Here is a 15267-nt window from a genome sequence, read left to right as displayed (position 1 = left end):
TGCTGGAACTGCGGGGGCTGAGGCGTCCGGTCCAGCCGGGACAGGCTTTTGTTGCATCGCTCAAGCATAATGTAGGCCTGCCGTCGGGAACTACAGCTTGTCAGGGAAACATTGTCCGGTGAACGAAACAATCCAATGGAATGATTGGGAGGCGTTCTGCTGCGTGGTCGAGCAGGGGACGTTCACGGCCGCCGCGGAGCAGCTGGACTGCCCCAAGTCGCGCGTCTCGGCCGCGGTGGCGCGGCTGGAAACCGCCATCGGCGCCAAGCTGCTGGAGCGCACCACGCGGCGCATGCGCCTCACGGATGCTGGCAAGGCGGTCTACCGCGATGTCGCCCCCTTATTTGCGCGGCTGCGCGAAATTCGCCAGGAAACGCTGGCGCGTGAAGAGCGCGTGCAGGGCGTGCTGCGCATCGCCACACCCTATGAGTTCGGCGCCCAGCAGCTGGGTGGCGTGATCTGCCGCACGCTGGCGGCGCACCCGGCGCTGGACGTGGCCGTGGAAATCACCCAGGGCCTGGTCGACCCGATCCGCGACGGGTTTGACGTGGCCTTCGTCGTCGTCGATACCGACCTGCCGGACTCCGGCACGGTGGCGCGCCGCATCTACCATGTCGAACGCGGCCTGTTTGCCGCGCCGGCGCTGGCGGCCAGCCTGCCGGCGCAGTTGCGCCCGGAAGACCTGGCCAATATGCCGACGCTGACCACACCCGGCGACACCGTCTGGGAATTCACCCGCGACGGCCAGACCGTGTCCGTGCCGATCCGTCCGCGCATGCAGACCCACAACGCCGAACTGCGCCTGCAGGGCGCGCTGGCGGGGCTGGGCATCGCCCGGCTGTCGGTCATTTATTGCGAGGCCGAGATCGCGCAGGGGCGGCTGGTGCGCGTGTTGCCGGACTACCCGCTGCCGCCGCTGCGCGTATTCGCGCTGCTGCCGGACCGGCGCCTGCAGCCGCGCAAGGTGCGGGCCTTCATGGAAGCGATCGAATCGATGATGGTGTCCGAACTGGAGCCCGAGGCGGGCCTGGACGGGGGGATGGGGGCGGAAGCAGCCGCGAGCGTGCAGGCTGAGGGAGAGGCCCGTCCGGCGGGTTGAGGGCGCTGGCGGGCCGGGCCCCCACGGCCGGGGCCGTGGCAAGGGAAGGGGCAGGGACTCAGGCGCCGTCGGTGAACGCGTCGCGGCGGTCGGTGGTCTTGGCGCCATCGGTGTACGGATCGGCCCGGCCGATCCTGGCGCCGTCCAGGAACGGATCAGCCTTGCCGACGTGGGCGATGCTGCCGTCCAGGCGGGCGATGTCGGAAACGGGTTCGGAGGCGTGGGCAGCGGCCGCGGCAAACGACAGGCTGGCGGCGCACAGCAGGGAAAGCGCCAGGCTGCGGCGTTGGGCGATGGTCTTCATGGTGTGTGGTCCTTCTCAGGCAGGGTGCGTGGCGGAAGCGCCACGGTGCCTGTAATGTAGGACTTCACACTGAGCAGAAAAAGGGTCAATTCTCGATACACTGTCCAAGATTCTGGACAATGTGCCGAGCCGCCGCTGGCTCAGTAGTGCATGCCGAAGATGCTGGCGCCCAGCCGCGCGATCACCATCAGCAGGATCTGCGCGATCACGAACAGCACCAGCGGCGAAACATCGAAGCCGCCCAGGCGCGGCACCACGCGCTGGATCGGGCGCAGCACCGGCGCGGTCAGGTGGTCGATGGCCGGGGTGATCGGCGAATGCGGGTTGACCCACGACAGGATCGCCATCAGCAGCGTGACCCACATCACCAGGCTGATCGCCCATTTCAGCACGTAGAGCAGGGCGGTCAGCAGCATGGCCGGCAGGAAGCCGAGCAGGTCGATGCCGCTGAGCAGCGCGACCAGCACCAGGAACACCACCGCGGTCAGCCATGCACCCACTACCGTGGCCCAGTCGATGCCGCCCACCCCGGGGATGACCCGGCGCAGCGGGCGCACCAGCCAGTCGGTGATCTGGAACACCCCCTGGGACACCGCATTGCGCGTAGGCAGCCGCGTGAGCTGCATCCACACGCGCAGCAACAGCGCCATGCCGAACAGGGTGAAGACGGTATCCAGCAGGAAGAGAGCGATTTCCGAGAACATCGGTGCGTTTTCCGGTGACGGGTGAAGGTGTCTGCAACCGCACAGATTCTGCCATAGCCGGACGCCGGCACGATGCAACTGTGCGTCGGGCACGCGACCTGGCGGACAGGTTTGTGCTGGCGGCGCGGTGCGCGGCCCCTATAATTGCGTGCGCCCCGGTTGCGGGACCGGCCGCGTGCCCGTGGTCTTGCGCGTTGTTACAGCGCTTACCTCCTCCTTTGCGTTTTTTCGCCACCTTATGCCCAGCAAGTCCGCCCCGTCCCGGAAATCCACATCGCTTACCAAGGCCGACTTCGAGGCCCTCTCCGATTTCCGCTACCAGTTGCGGCGCTTCCTGCGATTTTCCGAAGATGCGGCGCGCGCGGAAGGGCTGACCGTGCAGCAATACCTGTTGCTGCTGCATATCCGCGGTTGTGCCGACAAGGACTGGGCTTCCATCGGCGAACTGGCGGAGCGGCTGCAGGCAAAGCAGCACGGCGTGGTGGCGCTGGTCAACCGCTGCGAGGCGGCGGGGCTGGTCAGGCGCCGGCTCAACCCCGAGGACCGCCGCGTGGTGCAGGTGCACCTGCTGGCCAAGGGCGAGCGCTACCTGAACCGCCTGGCGATGCTGCACCGGACCGAGCTGGAATCGCTGCGCGGCGCTTTCCGCGTGGCCCGCATCACCCAGTTCAACGACGACGGCGCCGAGCGCGCCTGAGCCCCGGCAGGCCAGCACTGCCAGCCGGTTACAGGCAGTTACCAATCACAAGTTCCGGTGACACCCGCTGGCCGCCGGCGGCCCTAGACTCGCGCGCATTCCCCAACACGCGCAGCGCGCAGGAGTCCTGACATGTCCATCCCCCTTCGTTCGGTTGTGCTTGCGGTGCTTGGCGCCGGTGCGCTGGCCGGGTGTGCCACGCCGTATGGCTACGACAACGGCTATGGCGGAGGGTACGGCGGCAGCTACGGTGGCGGCTATAGCAGCAGCGGCTACGGCAGCAGCGGCTATGGCGGCAGCACCACCATCAGCGGCTACCCGGCGCAGCAGGGCTACCCGCAGGCATCGGGCTACCCGCAGGGGTATCCGCAGCAAGGGTATCCGCAACAGGGTTACCCGCAGCAAGGCTATCCCCAGCAGCCGTATCCACAGCAGTCATATCCGGACGGCAGCTACGGCAACAACTACGGCAACCAGGCCTACGGCGTGCGCTACGGCTGGGTCGAGGCGATTGAGGTGGTGCCCGGCCAGCCGCCTTCGACCAGCGGCGCGGGCGCCGTGGTCGGCGGCATCGTGGGCGGACTGCTGGGCCACCAGGTCGGCGGCGGCCGCGGCAATACCGTGGCCACCATCGGCGGCGCGGTTGCCGGTGCGGTGGCCGGCAACGAGGTCGAGAAGCGCACCGGATCCTCGGCCGCGGCTTACCGTGTGCGCGTGCGCACCAGCGACAACGCCTACCTGACGCTGACGCAGTCCAACGCCTACCAGATGCGCATCGGCGACCGCGTCAAGGTCGAGAACGGCGTAGCCGTGCCGTACTAAGCGCCGAACAGCTGCGCGTAGTCCTCGCGCAGCTGGCGCTTGAGCAGCTTGCCCGCCGTGTTGCGTGGCAGGTCCGCGACGAACACGATGCGCTTGGGCACCTTGAACGGCGCCAGCGCCTGGCGCGCATGGGCGATCAGCTCTTCCTCGGCGGCGTCTTCATGGCCGCGCTTGCGCACCACGCAGGCGGCCACTGCCTCGACCCACTTCGGGTGCGGCAGCGCGAACACCGCTGCCTCGGCCACCGCGCCGTGGGTGTACAGGCACTCTTCCACCTCGCGGCTCGATACCAGCACGCCGCCTGAATTGATCACGTCCTTGATCCGGTCCACCACGTACAGGTAGCCCTCGGCATCCATATAGCCGAGGTCGCCGGAATGGAACCAGCCGCCGGTGAAGGCTTCAGCGGTCTGTTCGGGCTTGTCCCAGTATTCCGTCAGCAGTTGCGGCGAGCGATGCACGATCTCGCCCAGCTCGCCAGGCGGCACGTCCTGCATGGTCTCGTCGACGATGCGGGTCTCGACGTTCAGTACCGGCCGGCCGGCGGAGGCGGGGCGCCCGGCGTGTTCGTCGGGGCCCAGCACCGTGGCCAGCGGCCCGATCTCGCTCTGGCCGTAGCAGTTGTAGAAACGCAGTGCCGGCAGCTTCTGTTGCAGCTCAAGCAGCACCGGCACCGGCATGATCGAGGCCCCGTAGTAGGCCTTGGTCAGCGACCCCAGCCGCGCCGGATCGAAGTCCGCATGGCGCAGCAGCGCGATCCACACCGTGGGCGGCGCAAAGAAGCTGGTGATGCCCTCGGCGTGGATGGTGCGCAGGCAATAGCCGGCCTCGGGGCTGTCGGCGATCAGCGTGGTGCCGCCGCACAGCAGCAGCGGCATCAGGAAGACATGCATCTGCGCCGAGTGGTACAGCGGCAGCGCGGCCAGCGAGTAGTCCGATTCGCGGATATCGCAGGCGGCAATGGTGCTGACGTATTCGGCCAGCAGCGCGCGATGGGTCAGCACGGCACCCTTGGGGGCGGAGGTGGTGCCCGAGGTGTACAGGATCTGCGCAGGCGTGGTGTCGGTGAGCGAATCGGACACCGGTGCCGCGGGGCCGCTGGCGGCGGCGGCCAGGACATCGCGCACCTTGCCGCCGTGCAGCGTGCCGCTGACCTTGCAGGGCAGGCCCTCGACGCGGTCGGCCAGCGCCGGATCGGCAAAGATCGCGCTGGCGCCCGATTGCGTGACGATGTACTCGGCTTCCGCGTGCGTCATCGAGAAATTGACCGGCACATGGATCAGGCCGCTGCGCAGGCAGGCCAGCCACAGCAGCACATAGGCGTCTGAGTTCTTGCCGAAGGCGGCCACGCGGTCGCCGGGGCGCAGGCCCCATTGCGCCAGCGCGCCGGCCACGCGGGCCGCGGCCTCATCCAGCTGGCGGTAGGTCCAGGCCCGTTCGCCGAAGCGGATCGCGGTCTTGCCCGGGCTGCGCCGCACGGCGCGGGCAATGGCGTCGGGAATGGTGTTGCGCAGGGCGCGCTGCTGCTCTGACTGCATGGTGGTCTCCATTGTTATGGTTTGGGGTCCAGCAAGTCTTGAAGCCAAGCGCCGAGGATAAAGGCTGCCGCCCGGCCATGGCAAGGCGGCAGCGTCTCGGGGTGGGACTACAGCGCGTCGGGGTGGACTACAGCGCTTCCGACAGGAACACCAGCGCGCGCCCGTGCGCCAGCGCGGCGCTGGGCTGGTGGTAGGAGCCGCGCGCCCAGCAGTTGAAGCCGTGGTCCGCGCCCTGGTAGACGTAGATCTCGCTGCCGGGTTTGCCGGCCATGGCGTCGCGCACGCCTTGCACGGCCTCTGGCGGGATGTGCGCGTCGAGCGCGCCGTAGTGGAACTGCACCGGCACACGGATGTTCGCCGCCTCTTGCAGCTGGTTCTGGATGCCGCCGCCGTAGTAGGGCACGGCCGCATCCACCAGCCCGCGCGCCGCGCTCAGGTACGACAGCAGGCCGCCGAAGCAATAGCCCACCGCCGCCACCTTGCCGGCGCCGGTGTGCTGGCGCAGCACCTGCACCGCGGCGGCAATATCGTCCAGCGCGGCCGTGACATCCACCGCCTTGCGCAGCGCCATGCCGCGCGCCATGTCGTCGCCTTCGTAGCCCAGTTGCACGCGTGGCGCCTGGCGCCAGAACACGTCGGGCGCCAGCACCGCATAGCCGTCGGCGGCGTACTGGTCCGCCACGGCGCGGATATGTTCGTTGACGCCGAAGATCTCCTGCAGCAGCACAATGCCCGGCGCGCCGGGCTGCACGCCTGCCGGCGGCAGGCTCAGGTAGGCATCGAAGCTGCCCGCTGCGGTGTCAACGCGGATCCACTGGCTGTCGGGGATGGCTGTCATGGGGAAAGGCTCTCCGGAAGGGCTCTGAACAGGAAAGCTGCAAGTTTGCCACTGCGCGCCGCTTCGTGCAGGGCAGGGCGCCCTGCTGCTGCCGTCAGTACGCGCGCGACTGCTGGTAGCGCTTGTTCCAGTTGTCGGTGTAGGCCCTGACCACGGCGGCGTCGCCGCGGATCAGCATGCCGTTCTCGGCGTTGCGCTCCTGCGCCGACTTGGTGAAGTTGAACGATCCGGTGAAGACTGCCTGGTCGTCGAACACCATCACCTTGTTGTGCGCAATCGCGGGCTTGTTGTCGATCACCACCGGCACGCCGGCATGCTTGAGGTAGGTGGCACTGGTATAGCGCTCGGACTGCTGGCTCTTGTCCAGGATCACGCGCACGTCCACGCCGCGCCGGTGCGCCTGCGCCACGGCCTCGGCAATCGGTGCGCTGGTGAACGAATAGGCCTGGATCAGCAGGCGCTGGCGCGTGCTGCGGATGGCATTGATCAGCAGCGCCTGGCAACTCGCGCCATCGGGCACGAAGCACAGCGTGTAGCCGCTGCCATCGGCAAACGGCTTGGCCGGCACCGGCTTCGCATCCGGCGGCTGGGCCGGCTTGCCGGTGCGCGTGGGAAAGTGGTTGGCGACGGCCTCGTTGAAGGTCTCGCTGATGCTGTTGGCGATGGTGTCGGTCACCTGGTCGAAGGTGGAAGCCGAGCGGGCATGCGCCAGCAGCGCGAAGGGACTGAACGAGGTGAAGGCCGACACGGCGGCGGCCAGGCCCAGGCCCAGCACGGCCCGGCGAATGAATCTGTAAGTCACGGCGGATCTTTGCGTCGGTGAATGACGGCATGCGCGCGCCGCGCGCCGCATGCCGTCGGGGCGGGTTCGCAGCGTAGCAGCCGCATACGCCACTGGCAAAGCGTGATTGTGTAACAGGATCTGCGGCCGGCTATGCGCTGCAGCATCGGTGCACCGCCGCTGCCCTTGGGACTATCCGCACCCGCGCCTATGATGGATGGAACCCCCGCGGGTCCGCCCGCCAAGGAGAGGGATATGAGCAACCATACCTACAAGCTGGTCGAGATCGTCGGATCTTCACCCGATGGCTGCGACCAGGCCATCCAGAGCGCCATTGCCAAGGCCGGTGAAACCATCAAGAACATCGACTGGTTCGAAGTGGTGGAAACGCGCGGCCACATCACGAACGGCAAGATCGCGCACTACCAGGTCACGCTGAAGATCGGTTTTCGCGTGAGCTGAGTGCGGCGCCGCGCTTGCGCGGCGGTATTGCGTGCCGGCACGGGCTGCGCTGCCTGTGCGGGTTGGTGCGCGTGCTCGCTCCGGACGCAGCCTTCGGGATAAAAAAAATCGGCCGACGCGAGACTGCCGTCGGCCGGGTGCAGGGAAACCTGGTGTCGTCAGCCCAAACGCGACCAGCTCAGTCGAACTGGTACGAATAAGTCATGTTGATCCGCGGCGACCGACGGCTTGCATTGGTCGGCTTGTCACCCACCGGTTGTGCCACCGAAATATCCAGCGTGTAGTAGCGCCGGTCCGAGAAGCGCGCGCCAATGGCTACCGATGATAGGCTGCGGTGCGACAGCGACACGCTGTTGGAGAACACGCGCGCCACGTCGGCCGACACATAGGGCTGGATGGTGCGCAGGTAGGTCATGTCGGGCAGGAACAGGCGGCTGATTTCCGCCGAGGCCCCCCAGCCCTTGTCGCCCGCCACTTCGCCGGCGGGATAGCCCAGCCCGAAGAAGCGTCCGCCGAAGCTGATCTGCTCGCCCGAGGCCAGGCGGTCGCCGCTGTACTGGCCCGCCGCGGCCACGGTGAGGCCGAAGCCCGCCGGCAGGTCTTTCGACTGCGACAGCAGCAGCCGCGTGCGGAAGAAGCTCAGGTCGTTGGTGTTGTTCTGGCGGCTCGCGCCCAGCGCATCGAAACCCTTGTACAGGCCGAGCGTGGCGTTGCGGCTCACGCCTTCGCCGCGCTGAACGTAGGTCAGCTCCGCGGTGCCCACGCGCACGTTGGTGCCCAGCGTCACGCGCGTGCCGGTGGCGGTGTGGGTGTACCGCTCGAACTGGTCGGCGCCGTAGAAGCCGCCGGTCAGCGTGAGCGTATGCGCGTTGGACAGCAGCAGCGGATAGCTGACTGAGCCGCCGATGCGCTTGGTGTCGTTGACGTAGCGCGGGTTGAACCCGATCGCCTCCAGCGTGGCGTTCTGCGGCACGCCTCGGTAGTGCGAGGCATTGAGCCGCGCGATCATGCCCTCGGTGCCGAGCGGCTGCGCGTAGCTGGCGGCGTAGTACTCCTCGTTGTCGCGGCCCTTGGGGAACAGTGCCGAGACCGAAATCTGCTCGCCCAGCGGCGTCAGGCTGTTGGTGGTCGCGGTGGCAATGGCGCGCAGGCCTGGCGACATGTATTCAATGCCGGTGCCGAAGGTGAACGGCTTGCGCTTGACGTCGAGCACCATCTCGCAGGCGCCGTCGGTGGTGGTCGGCGGCTGCACCGTGGCCGCCACCTGCAGCCCGGGCTGCAGGGCCAGTGCATTGACGTAGTGTTCGAATCGGTCCTGGCGCAGCGGGCGGTCCTGCTGCAGCTTCTCGGCAATGGCGCGCAGCCGGCCCTCTGCCGGGCCCGCCTTGCCAGTGACCGTCACCTTGGCCACATAGCCTTCGACCACGGTGATCAGCACATCGCCGTTGGCAAAATCCTGCGCCGGCACAAAGGCAAACGAGAGCGGATAGCCGCGCTCCTTGTACATCTGCGTCACCGTGTTGGCCGCTTCCAGCAGCTGCGCCACCGTGATCTCGCGGTTGGCCAGCGGCTTGAACTGCGCGGCCACTTCCTCGAACGGCAGCGTCTTCGCGCCCTCGATGCGAAAGCGCCGTGGTGTCAGGCGTGTATTGAGCAGGTCCTGCATGGCCGCCTGCGGCCGTTCGACCTGCACGGTCACGCTGCTGTCCGGCCGGGCCGGAGCAATCTTCGGGAGCGTCTGGGTTGGGTCGCCCTGGACCGGGCTGCGCGGATCGGCCTGGACCAGGCCGTGATGGAACGCGCCGACGCCGACCAGCAGCGCGGCAACGCGATGACGTGCACGCATGGCAAAACCCCTGTAAGGAAATACTGCGGCTATTGACGTCGCGTGCCACTGGCGCGGGGATTGCCGCTACCCCCGGGCGCCTGCTGTCCGATGCTGCCGGCTCAGCGCGTGGCCGCTACGTTGAATCTGGTGTGCTCCGCTGCCCGCGATCAGGCGATCGCCAGGGCAGCGGCTGAGGCAGGATTACTTCTGGCCGAGCGCACCGGTCAGGCCGCCCAGCAGGCCGCCAACCAGGCCGCCGATCGGGCCGGTGGCGCCGGTGGTCGAACCCTTGCTGGTGGTGCTGCCCGCGGTGGAGGTGGCGCCACCGGTCACGGCGGCGACAACATTGGTGACGGGAGCCAGCGGGCTGGTGGTGCCGGTGCCCGCCGCGGCGCCGGTGACGCCGCCCACCACGCCATTCACCACGCCGCTGACCGCGGTGGTGACCGGTGCCAGCGGCGAACCGGTGCTGCCGCCGGTGGCACTGCCAAGGCCGCCGGTGGCGGTGCTGACCAGGCTGGTGACCGGTGCCAGCGGCGAACCGGTGCCGCCGCCGGTGGCACCGCCAAGGCCGCCGGTGATGCTGCTCACCAGGCTGGTGACAGGCGCCAGCGGCGAACCCGTACCGCCAGCGCCTGCACCGCCAGTCAGCCCCCCGGCCAGCGCAGTCACCGGTGCCAGGACCGGGCTCAGCGCGCCCAGGCCGCCGCCGCTGGCGGGCCCGTTCACTGCGCCGCCCAGCGATGCCACGGTCGTGCCGGTGGCGCTCACCACGCCGCCGACGCCCGAGACTACCGGCGTGTTGGTCTGTTGCAGCTTGGTGCCCGCCGTGGCCAGCGCACCGCCCACGGTTGCGAGCAGGTTGTTGGCCGGGGCGCCCAGGCCCGTGGCCGCGCCCAGCGTCTGCGTGGCGCCGGTCAGCTGCGAGGTGATCGGCACGATCAGCTTGCTGGTGGTAATGGTCACCTGCTCGACTGCGCCGGTCGACAGGACCGTGGTCAGCGTGCCGCCGGCGTTGCTTACCGTGTCGCCCAGCTTGTCCACCACCGTGCCCAGCGGCGAGGTCAGTGGCGCCAGCGGCGCGAGCTGGCCGGTGCCCAGGCCGCTGACAGCGGTGCCGGCGCTGGACACTGCCTTGCCGAGTTCGGTGACCACATTGCCGGTGCTGGCGACCGTGGTGCCAACCGGATTGGTCGAATTGGGGATGCTGCCCAGGCCCGCTTGCAGGCCCGTGGCCAGCGCGCCCACGGCATCGCCGGTGGAGGCCACCACGCCGCCGAGGCCGCTTTGCGTCTGTGTCGGCACCAGCGGCAGGTTGGCGCTGCCGAGCTGGTTGCCGAGGTCGGTGACGGTGCTGCCCGTATTGCCCAGCACCGTGCCGGCATTGTTGATGACGGTGGCGGTCGGGGTCAGTGCGGCAGGCGTTTCGCCGCCGCCAGTGTTGCCGCCGTTGCCACCCGTTCCACCGGTACCACCCGTGCCGCCGCCCGTGCCACCGGTACCGCCGCCGGCGACGTCGGTGCTGCCGGCGGAGCCACCCATGCCGCCGGTGCCATCGGTACCCGTGGTCTTGGTGCCGCCATTGGTGCCCGCCGTGTCGCTGGTGCCCATGGAGGTCGATCCGCTGCCGCTGGCGCAGCCACCCAGGGCCAGCAAGGTTGCGAGGAGTGCCGTTACGGCGAGTTGTTGTTTGCGCATGTTCTGTTCCCTCATTCCCGTCGTTTAAATCGCTCGGCCGCGCAACGCGTTCGCATTCTGCGTGCGGCGGTGACGGATATGGCGCAATCGGTATGCCAGCGCTGCGGCGCGTCCTGGAACGGACCCCGCGGAAGTCGGGTGTGGTGCCCGCAAAGCCTTGCCGGGTACGGCTTCCAGGGGAGCCGTGGGAACCGCTTGCGGCGCTGCCGGGGATGGGGTGTCAGGGCGGCCGCGCGTTACGCGTTACGTAACGTGTGTCGTCTGCAGGGAACAAGACAGCCGGAACGGCGGGCTCGCGGCGACGGCGAACCAGCCAGGAAAGCGCGGCGTGCCACGCGCTGCCGACGCCTCCCGTCACGGTCATCCGCGCCGCAGTGTTCCCGTATCCCGGAACACGTTACGTAGCACGTAACACATCAGGCCCGCGCCGCAACGACGTTTGTGCCCGCCCGATTGCTACCCCGCGTCACCCGCTAATCCGCGCCAGGCAAGGCTCGCAGTGCCGTGGCCGATTCCGTGCCGGCACCGCTGGCGCCGCTGGCACGCGCCTTGCCATTGGTTGTCCAGACGCGCCGACGATCTCGCGTTCCACTGTCTTGCGGTTCCGGTTCGGAGCGGTCCGCCAGAGGAACAAAGCGGGACACCGGGGAGGCTCGTCGGCAATCCCATGCGGCGTACATAAGACAAGACGGCCGGCAACACCGTGGCCAACAAGACAGGAGAAGGACAATGAATATCAAGCATCCGTCGCAGCATGGCATGACCTCACTGGCCGCGGCAGGCGTGGCCGCCCTTGCCTTGCTGATGGCAGGCTGTTCGTCGAGCGGTGGCGGCAGCGGCGCCAATCCGCGGCCCAACAGCAACATCGACACGCCGGTCACGCCGGGACCGTCCGCATCGGGCGAGACCACGCCCACCGCCAAGGTGACCGAAGGCGCGGGCAATACCGTGGTGGCCACGGGCAATGCCATCAGTGACATCGGCAAGAGCATCCAGGAAGCGCCGCTGCCGTTGCTGCCCACTCAGGCGCGCGAAGGCGCCGGCGGCGTGGTGATCAAGGCCGGTAGCGCCATTGGCTCGCTCGGTGCCGGCGTGCGCGACGGGCTGGGGCAGATGGGTTCGGTCGACAACCCGGTTGGCGTGACTGTGGCCAGCACCAGCAACGTGGTCCACGACGTGGGCGAGGCGTTGATCAGCGGCGGCGACCTGGTGTACGGCCTGGGCACCGAGAAGCTGGCGCCGCTGGCTCCGGTGACCACCCCGGTGGGTGGCCTGGTCAGGCACGTGGGCATCGCGGTGCACGACAGCAGCGGCAAGCTGCACAGCGTGCTGTCCGAAGGCCCGGTCGCGCAGGTCACGAATACGGTCAGCAAGGTCATCGTGCCGCTGACCAGCAAGGTCACCGACGGCACGCAGACACTGGGCGCAGCCACGCACCTGGGCGAGCCGGGCAACGGCCTGCTCTACAAGGTCGGCAATACGGTGGCGGCCGGCGGCAGCATGATCAGCAACACCCACGCACCGGTGGTCTCGCCGCTGGGTGGCGTGGTGACTGAGGCCGGCAAGACGGTAGCGGCCGCTGGCGCGATCCTCAACGGCAATGGTCAGGGCGGCGGCAACCCGCTTGGTGGCCTGCTGAGCAACCTGCCGCTGGCAGGCGCGGGCGGCGGGTACGGTGGCGATGGCGGCCATGGCGGCAACCTGCTCGGCGGCGTGTTGAACAACCTGCCGCTGGCCAAGGTCGGTGGCGGCGGTGAGGGCGGTTCCGCGGGCGGCGCGCTCGGTCCCGTGACCTCGCTGCTGGCGCCGGTGACCGGGCTGGTCGGCGGGCTGAAGCAAGGCGCACACGATAGCCAGGGTGGCAGCGGTGACCACAAGACGTTGCAACTGCCGCTGGTGGGAGGCCTGCTGCACTGAAATGTCTCATACCGGCTAGGTGTTTTCACGGTGCGCTGTCGCTCATCACCCCGTCGCAGCGCATCTTTTTATTTTGGCTGGCATTGCGGCCTATGACCGCAATGCCAAGTTGCAGGCCGGTTCCCGCCCGGTCTGCCTGCTCTTTAACAACCTGTGACCCGGGCGTGCCGGGTCGTTTCAAACGCGCGTCTTAACCCCTTTGGGTCATTGCTATCACCCGTAGGAGGGGTATGGTTGAGACATTCCATGTCTTAAAAAGAAAGCGCAGCAAGCGTGAAAAGTCGATAAAAGAGCGGGCCACAGAGCACCGTGATAATCGAACGGGGGAAGCGTGATCGCGGCATCAGATCACTTCGGGAGTGGAAATCATGAAACGACTCATTGCACGCTTTATTAACGATGAGCGCGGGGCGACGGCTATCGAGTATGGCCTGATCGTCGGGCTTGTCGCTCTGGCGATTGCCGTCGGCGCTGGCAAACTCGGCACGGAGCTTAACGCCAGCTTCGATCGGCTTTCGGTCACGGTTTCGGGATGGTTCAAGTAAACAAGCCGAAACCATAAGACCGGCGTGATTGCCGCGCTCCTCTGCGCGGCGACCCTCTACACAGACTTCCTCCACCGGCGCGTTCCCAACGCCTTGCTGGCGGCTGCCGTGCTGGCCCTCGGGCTGTCACTGCTCGCCGGACAGGGCATGGAACTGCCGCTGACCACGCGCCTGATCGGCGCCGGGCTGGGCCTTGCGGTCACGCTGCCGGTATATGCCCTCGGGCAGATGGCGGCGGGTGACGTCAAGTTCCTGGCGGTGGCGGGGTTGTTCACCGGGCCGCAAGGACTGGTAGTGGCATGGGTCGTCGGCAACCTGCTCGGGCTGGTGCACGCGCTGCTGGCGCTTGCACGGGGCGGTCGCGCGCCGGCTACAAGTCAAGCCATCGATCACCAGGAAAGCGGACCTATTCCAACGGCGCAGTTTTCGCGGGCGCGCGGCATTCCGTATGCCGCGTATCTGGCCGTGGGCGTGCTGGCCTGGATGGCTGCGGGCCTTTAGCCGGACAGGCTAGTGGCAAGCAGGCTGCGCCGCCGGTCGGCGCGAAAGAACACCAAGGGACCGGGGTTTCAGATGTTGCTGCACGCAAGGGTCAACAGGGGGATCAACCGGCGCCGCCACGGCGCCGGCAGCGCTGCGATCGAGTTTGCGATCGTGGCGCCGGTGCTGCTCGCCATCGTGATCGGCATCGTCTACTACGGCGTGATGCTGGCGCTGCAGCAGGTGCTGACGCTGGCCGCCGAAGAGGGCGCGCGCGCTGCGCTGCGCTATCCAGCGGGCGTTTCCGGCTCAGGCCTCGCGGCCACGCAAGGCGCTCGCGTCGATGCAGCGGCTGCGATGGCGCGCGGCACGCTTCCCACATCCATCAGGAATTTGCTGTCCACCGGCAACGTTGCGCAGGCGGTGCCCTGCGCATCCGGCTCCACCGATGTCTGCGTGCAGGTCACGCTGAGCCTTCCCACCACCAACATCCTTCCCGCCGTGCCGATGGTCCCGGTCCCCGCAACGCTGTCGGGCTCGGCAATGGTCCAGCTTTCTCCTGATATCTGAGCCGCCATGCCCATCCAAAGGAAATCCGCATGACCAGCAAGCAGATCCGACTCCTGGCGGTGGCGCTGCTTGGCCTGGCGCTGCTGCTTGCGCTACTGGCGTGGCAAGTGGGCCGCCAGCCGGCACAGGCGCCCGCGGCATCGACATCCGCCAAACCGCTGCACGCAGTGGTGGTGACCACGCAAGCGGTGGAAGCGGGCAAGCCCCTTGCCGCCGAGTCGCTCAAGGTCGAGATGCTCCCGATCGATCCCACCGGCGCCTACAGCGAGGTGGCGCGCGTGACGGGGCAGGTGCCGCTGGTGGCGCTTGGCGCCAACGTGCCGGTGCTCGAAAGCCAGTTGCTGGCTGGCCTGGCCACGCAGGTACGGGAGGGCGAACGCGCGGTGGCCGTGTCGGTCGATGAAGTCATCGGCGTCGGCAACCAGGTGCAGCCGGGCGACTATGTCGATGTCTTCCTGGTGCTGCGCCGCGACCAGCAGGAGATCCCGGAAAGCCAGGCGCGCATGCTGCTGTCGCGCCTGCGCGTGCTGGCCTACGGCGTCGCCTCGGTCAACCGGCCGCAGAACGCCAAGCCGGAACAGATGATGGCGCGCCAGGAAGGCGCCAAGACCGCGGTGCTGTCGGTGCCGCTGGAGCAGGTCAGCCGGCTGGCGATGGCGCAGCAGTCCGGGCGCCTGCTGCTGGCGCTGCGCAATCCGCAGGACGAAGCCATGCCCAGCGACGGCATGTTTGCCGAACCCCGGCCCGCGCTGGCCGCGCGCGCCGGCGTTCCCGCCGAAGCGCCGCGCGCCGCCCCCGACAAGGCCATGGCCGGCGTGGTGCTGTCCGGCCTGGCCGCTACCGCCGGTGCCTCTGCCCCGCGCGCGCCGGTGGCAGCGCCGGCGCCGCGGCCGTTGCAGGTTGCCGTGCCGCCCGCGCCAGCCCAGGCAAGACAAAGCGCAGGCGTGGAAGTCATCCGCGCGGGCAAGCGCGAGATCGAATAAG

The 15267-nt window shown here is 68.3% G+C and carries 16 protein-coding genes; 9 read left to right on the top strand and 7 right to left on the bottom strand.

Annotated features, from left to right (window positions below; all coding sequences use genetic code 11):
- The first annotated feature begins 118 nt into the window (after positions 1-118).
- Positions 119-1099, top strand: coding sequence for a LysR family transcriptional regulator (locus AC3WON_RS25980; protein WP_492318200.1), 981 nt, complete (start codon positions 119-121; stop codon positions 1097-1099).
- A gap of 58 nt (positions 1100-1157) precedes the next feature.
- Here AC3WON_RS25980 and AC3WON_RS25975 read toward each other — a convergent pair whose 3' ends face one another.
- Together AC3WON_RS25975 and AC3WON_RS25970 are read right to left on the bottom strand one after the other, a co-directional pair.
- Positions 1158-1403, bottom strand: coding sequence for a hypothetical protein (locus tag AC3WON_RS25975; protein ID WP_492353031.1), 246 nt, complete (start codon positions 1401-1403; stop codon positions 1158-1160).
- Between the two features lie 140 nt (positions 1404-1543).
- Positions 1544-2107: a YggT family protein gene (locus tag AC3WON_RS25970; protein WP_492318198.1), complete on the bottom strand. Its 564-nt coding sequence runs from the start codon at positions 2105-2107 to the stop codon at positions 1544-1546.
- A gap of 238 nt (positions 2108-2345) precedes the next feature.
- Between AC3WON_RS25970 and AC3WON_RS25965 the strand changes: the two genes are divergently transcribed.
- Positions 2346-2804 (top strand): MarR family winged helix-turn-helix transcriptional regulator, encoded by a 459-nt coding sequence (locus AC3WON_RS25965; protein ID WP_011616392.1) that lies wholly within the window; start codon positions 2346-2348, stop codon positions 2802-2804.
- Between the two features lie 132 nt (positions 2805-2936).
- Entirely contained in the window at positions 2937-3626 is a 690-nt protein-coding gene (locus tag AC3WON_RS25960) for a glycine zipper 2TM domain-containing protein (RefSeq protein ID WP_492318197.1), read from the top strand.
- Here AC3WON_RS25960 and AC3WON_RS25955 read toward each other — a convergent pair.
- The 3 genes from AC3WON_RS25955 to AC3WON_RS25945 form a co-directional block, all read right to left on the bottom strand.
- Positions 3623-5164, bottom strand: coding sequence for an acyl-CoA synthetase (locus AC3WON_RS25955; RefSeq protein ID WP_492353030.1), 1542 nt, complete (start codon positions 5162-5164; stop codon positions 3623-3625). The genes AC3WON_RS25960 and AC3WON_RS25955 overlap by 4 nt on opposite strands.
- Before the next feature lie 127 nt (positions 5165-5291).
- Positions 5292-6002, bottom strand: coding sequence for a dienelactone hydrolase family protein (locus AC3WON_RS25950; protein ID WP_492318195.1), 711 nt, complete (start codon positions 6000-6002; stop codon positions 5292-5294).
- Between the two features lie 94 nt (positions 6003-6096).
- Positions 6097-6804, bottom strand: a complete 708-nt coding sequence (locus AC3WON_RS25945) for a phospholipase D family nuclease (RefSeq protein ID WP_492318194.1) — start codon at positions 6802-6804, stop codon at positions 6097-6099.
- Between the two features lie 234 nt (positions 6805-7038).
- On the opposite strand from AC3WON_RS25945, the gene AC3WON_RS25940 reads away from it, so the two are divergent.
- Positions 7039-7245, top strand: a complete 207-nt coding sequence (locus AC3WON_RS25940) for a dodecin (RefSeq protein WP_010809809.1) — start codon at positions 7039-7041, stop codon at positions 7243-7245.
- A 178-nt stretch (positions 7246-7423) separates the two neighbouring features.
- Here the strand turns inward: AC3WON_RS25940 and AC3WON_RS25935 are convergent, their stop codons facing one another.
- Together AC3WON_RS25935 and AC3WON_RS25930 are read right to left on the bottom strand one after the other, a co-directional pair.
- Positions 7424-9091: a ShlB/FhaC/HecB family hemolysin secretion/activation protein gene (locus tag AC3WON_RS25935; RefSeq protein WP_492353029.1), complete on the bottom strand. Its 1668-nt coding sequence runs from the start codon at positions 9089-9091 to the stop codon at positions 7424-7426.
- A gap of 183 nt (positions 9092-9274) precedes the next feature.
- The gene (locus AC3WON_RS25930) at positions 9275-10771 is read right to left on the bottom strand and encodes a collagen-like triple helix repeat-containing protein (protein ID WP_492353028.1); all 1497 of its coding nucleotides are present in this window, start codon (positions 10769-10771) and stop codon (positions 9275-9277) included.
- A gap of 729 nt (positions 10772-11500) precedes the next feature.
- Between AC3WON_RS25930 and AC3WON_RS25925 the strand changes: the two genes are divergently transcribed.
- The 5 genes from AC3WON_RS25925 to cpaB all read left to right on the top strand — a co-directional run bounded on the left by AC3WON_RS25925 (position 11501) and on the right by cpaB (position 15266).
- Positions 11501-12688: a collagen-like triple helix repeat-containing protein gene (locus AC3WON_RS25925; RefSeq protein ID WP_492318191.1), complete on the top strand. Its 1188-nt coding sequence runs from the start codon at positions 11501-11503 to the stop codon at positions 12686-12688.
- Between the two features lie 368 nt (positions 12689-13056).
- Positions 13057-13233, top strand: a complete 177-nt coding sequence (locus tag AC3WON_RS25920) for a Flp family type IVb pilin (RefSeq protein WP_492318190.1) — start codon at positions 13057-13059, stop codon at positions 13231-13233.
- Positions 13234-13257: 24 nt separating this feature from the next.
- Positions 13258-13734 carry an A24 family peptidase gene (locus AC3WON_RS25915; RefSeq protein WP_492318189.1) on the top strand — a complete coding sequence of 159 codons (477 nt, stop codon included), beginning with the start codon at positions 13258-13260 and terminating at the stop codon, positions 13732-13734.
- Between the two features lie 72 nt (positions 13735-13806).
- The gene (locus tag AC3WON_RS25910) at positions 13807-14283 is read left to right on the top strand and encodes a TadE/TadG family type IV pilus assembly protein (RefSeq protein ID WP_492353032.1); all 477 of its coding nucleotides are present in this window, start codon (positions 13807-13809) and stop codon (positions 14281-14283) included.
- Between the two features lie 29 nt (positions 14284-14312).
- A complete protein-coding gene (cpaB, locus tag AC3WON_RS25905; RefSeq protein WP_492353027.1) occupies positions 14313-15266 on the top strand; it encodes a Flp pilus assembly protein CpaB in 954 nt (317 codons plus the stop codon).
- Position 15267: the final 1 nt, after the last annotated feature.

The organism is Cupriavidus sp. FW305-46, assembly GCF_058787075.1.
Note: the sequence above shows the minus strand (reverse complement) of the source record. Positions and strands in the feature narration are given on the sequence as shown.

Coding starts and splice junctions, on each gene's coding strand:
- AC3WON_RS25975 (WP_492353031.1), bottom strand. CDS start 1,403: ATGAAGACCATCGCCCAACGCCGCAGCCTGGCGCTTTCCCTGCTGTGC.
- AC3WON_RS25970 (WP_492318198.1), bottom strand. CDS start 2,107: ATGTTCTCGGAAATCGCTCTCTTCCTGCTGGATACCGTCTTCACCCTG.
- AC3WON_RS25965 (WP_011616392.1), top strand. CDS start 2,346: ATGCCCAGCAAGTCCGCCCCGTCCCGGAAATCCACATCGCTTACCAAG.
- AC3WON_RS25960 (WP_492318197.1), top strand. CDS start 2,937: ATGTCCATCCCCCTTCGTTCGGTTGTGCTTGCGGTGCTTGGCGCCGGT.
- AC3WON_RS25955 (WP_492353030.1), bottom strand. CDS start 5,164: ATGCAGTCAGAGCAGCAGCGCGCCCTGCGCAACACCATTCCCGACGCC.
- AC3WON_RS25950 (WP_492318195.1), bottom strand. CDS start 6,002: ATGACAGCCATCCCCGACAGCCAGTGGATCCGCGTTGACACCGCAGCG.
- AC3WON_RS25940 (WP_010809809.1), top strand. CDS start 7,039: ATGAGCAACCATACCTACAAGCTGGTCGAGATCGTCGGATCTTCACCC.
- AC3WON_RS25935 (WP_492353029.1), bottom strand. CDS start 9,091: ATGCGTGCACGTCATCGCGTTGCCGCGCTGCTGGTCGGCGTCGGCGCG.
- AC3WON_RS25930 (WP_492353028.1), bottom strand. CDS start 10,771: ATGCGCAAACAACAACTCGCCGTAACGGCACTCCTCGCAACCTTGCTG.
- AC3WON_RS25925 (WP_492318191.1), top strand. CDS start 11,501: ATGAATATCAAGCATCCGTCGCAGCATGGCATGACCTCACTGGCCGCG.
- AC3WON_RS25920 (WP_492318190.1), top strand. CDS start 13,057: ATGAAACGACTCATTGCACGCTTTATTAACGATGAGCGCGGGGCGACG.
- AC3WON_RS25910 (WP_492353032.1), top strand. CDS start 13,807: ATGTTGCTGCACGCAAGGGTCAACAGGGGGATCAACCGGCGCCGCCAC.
- cpaB (WP_492353027.1), top strand. CDS start 14,313: ATGACCAGCAAGCAGATCCGACTCCTGGCGGTGGCGCTGCTTGGCCTG.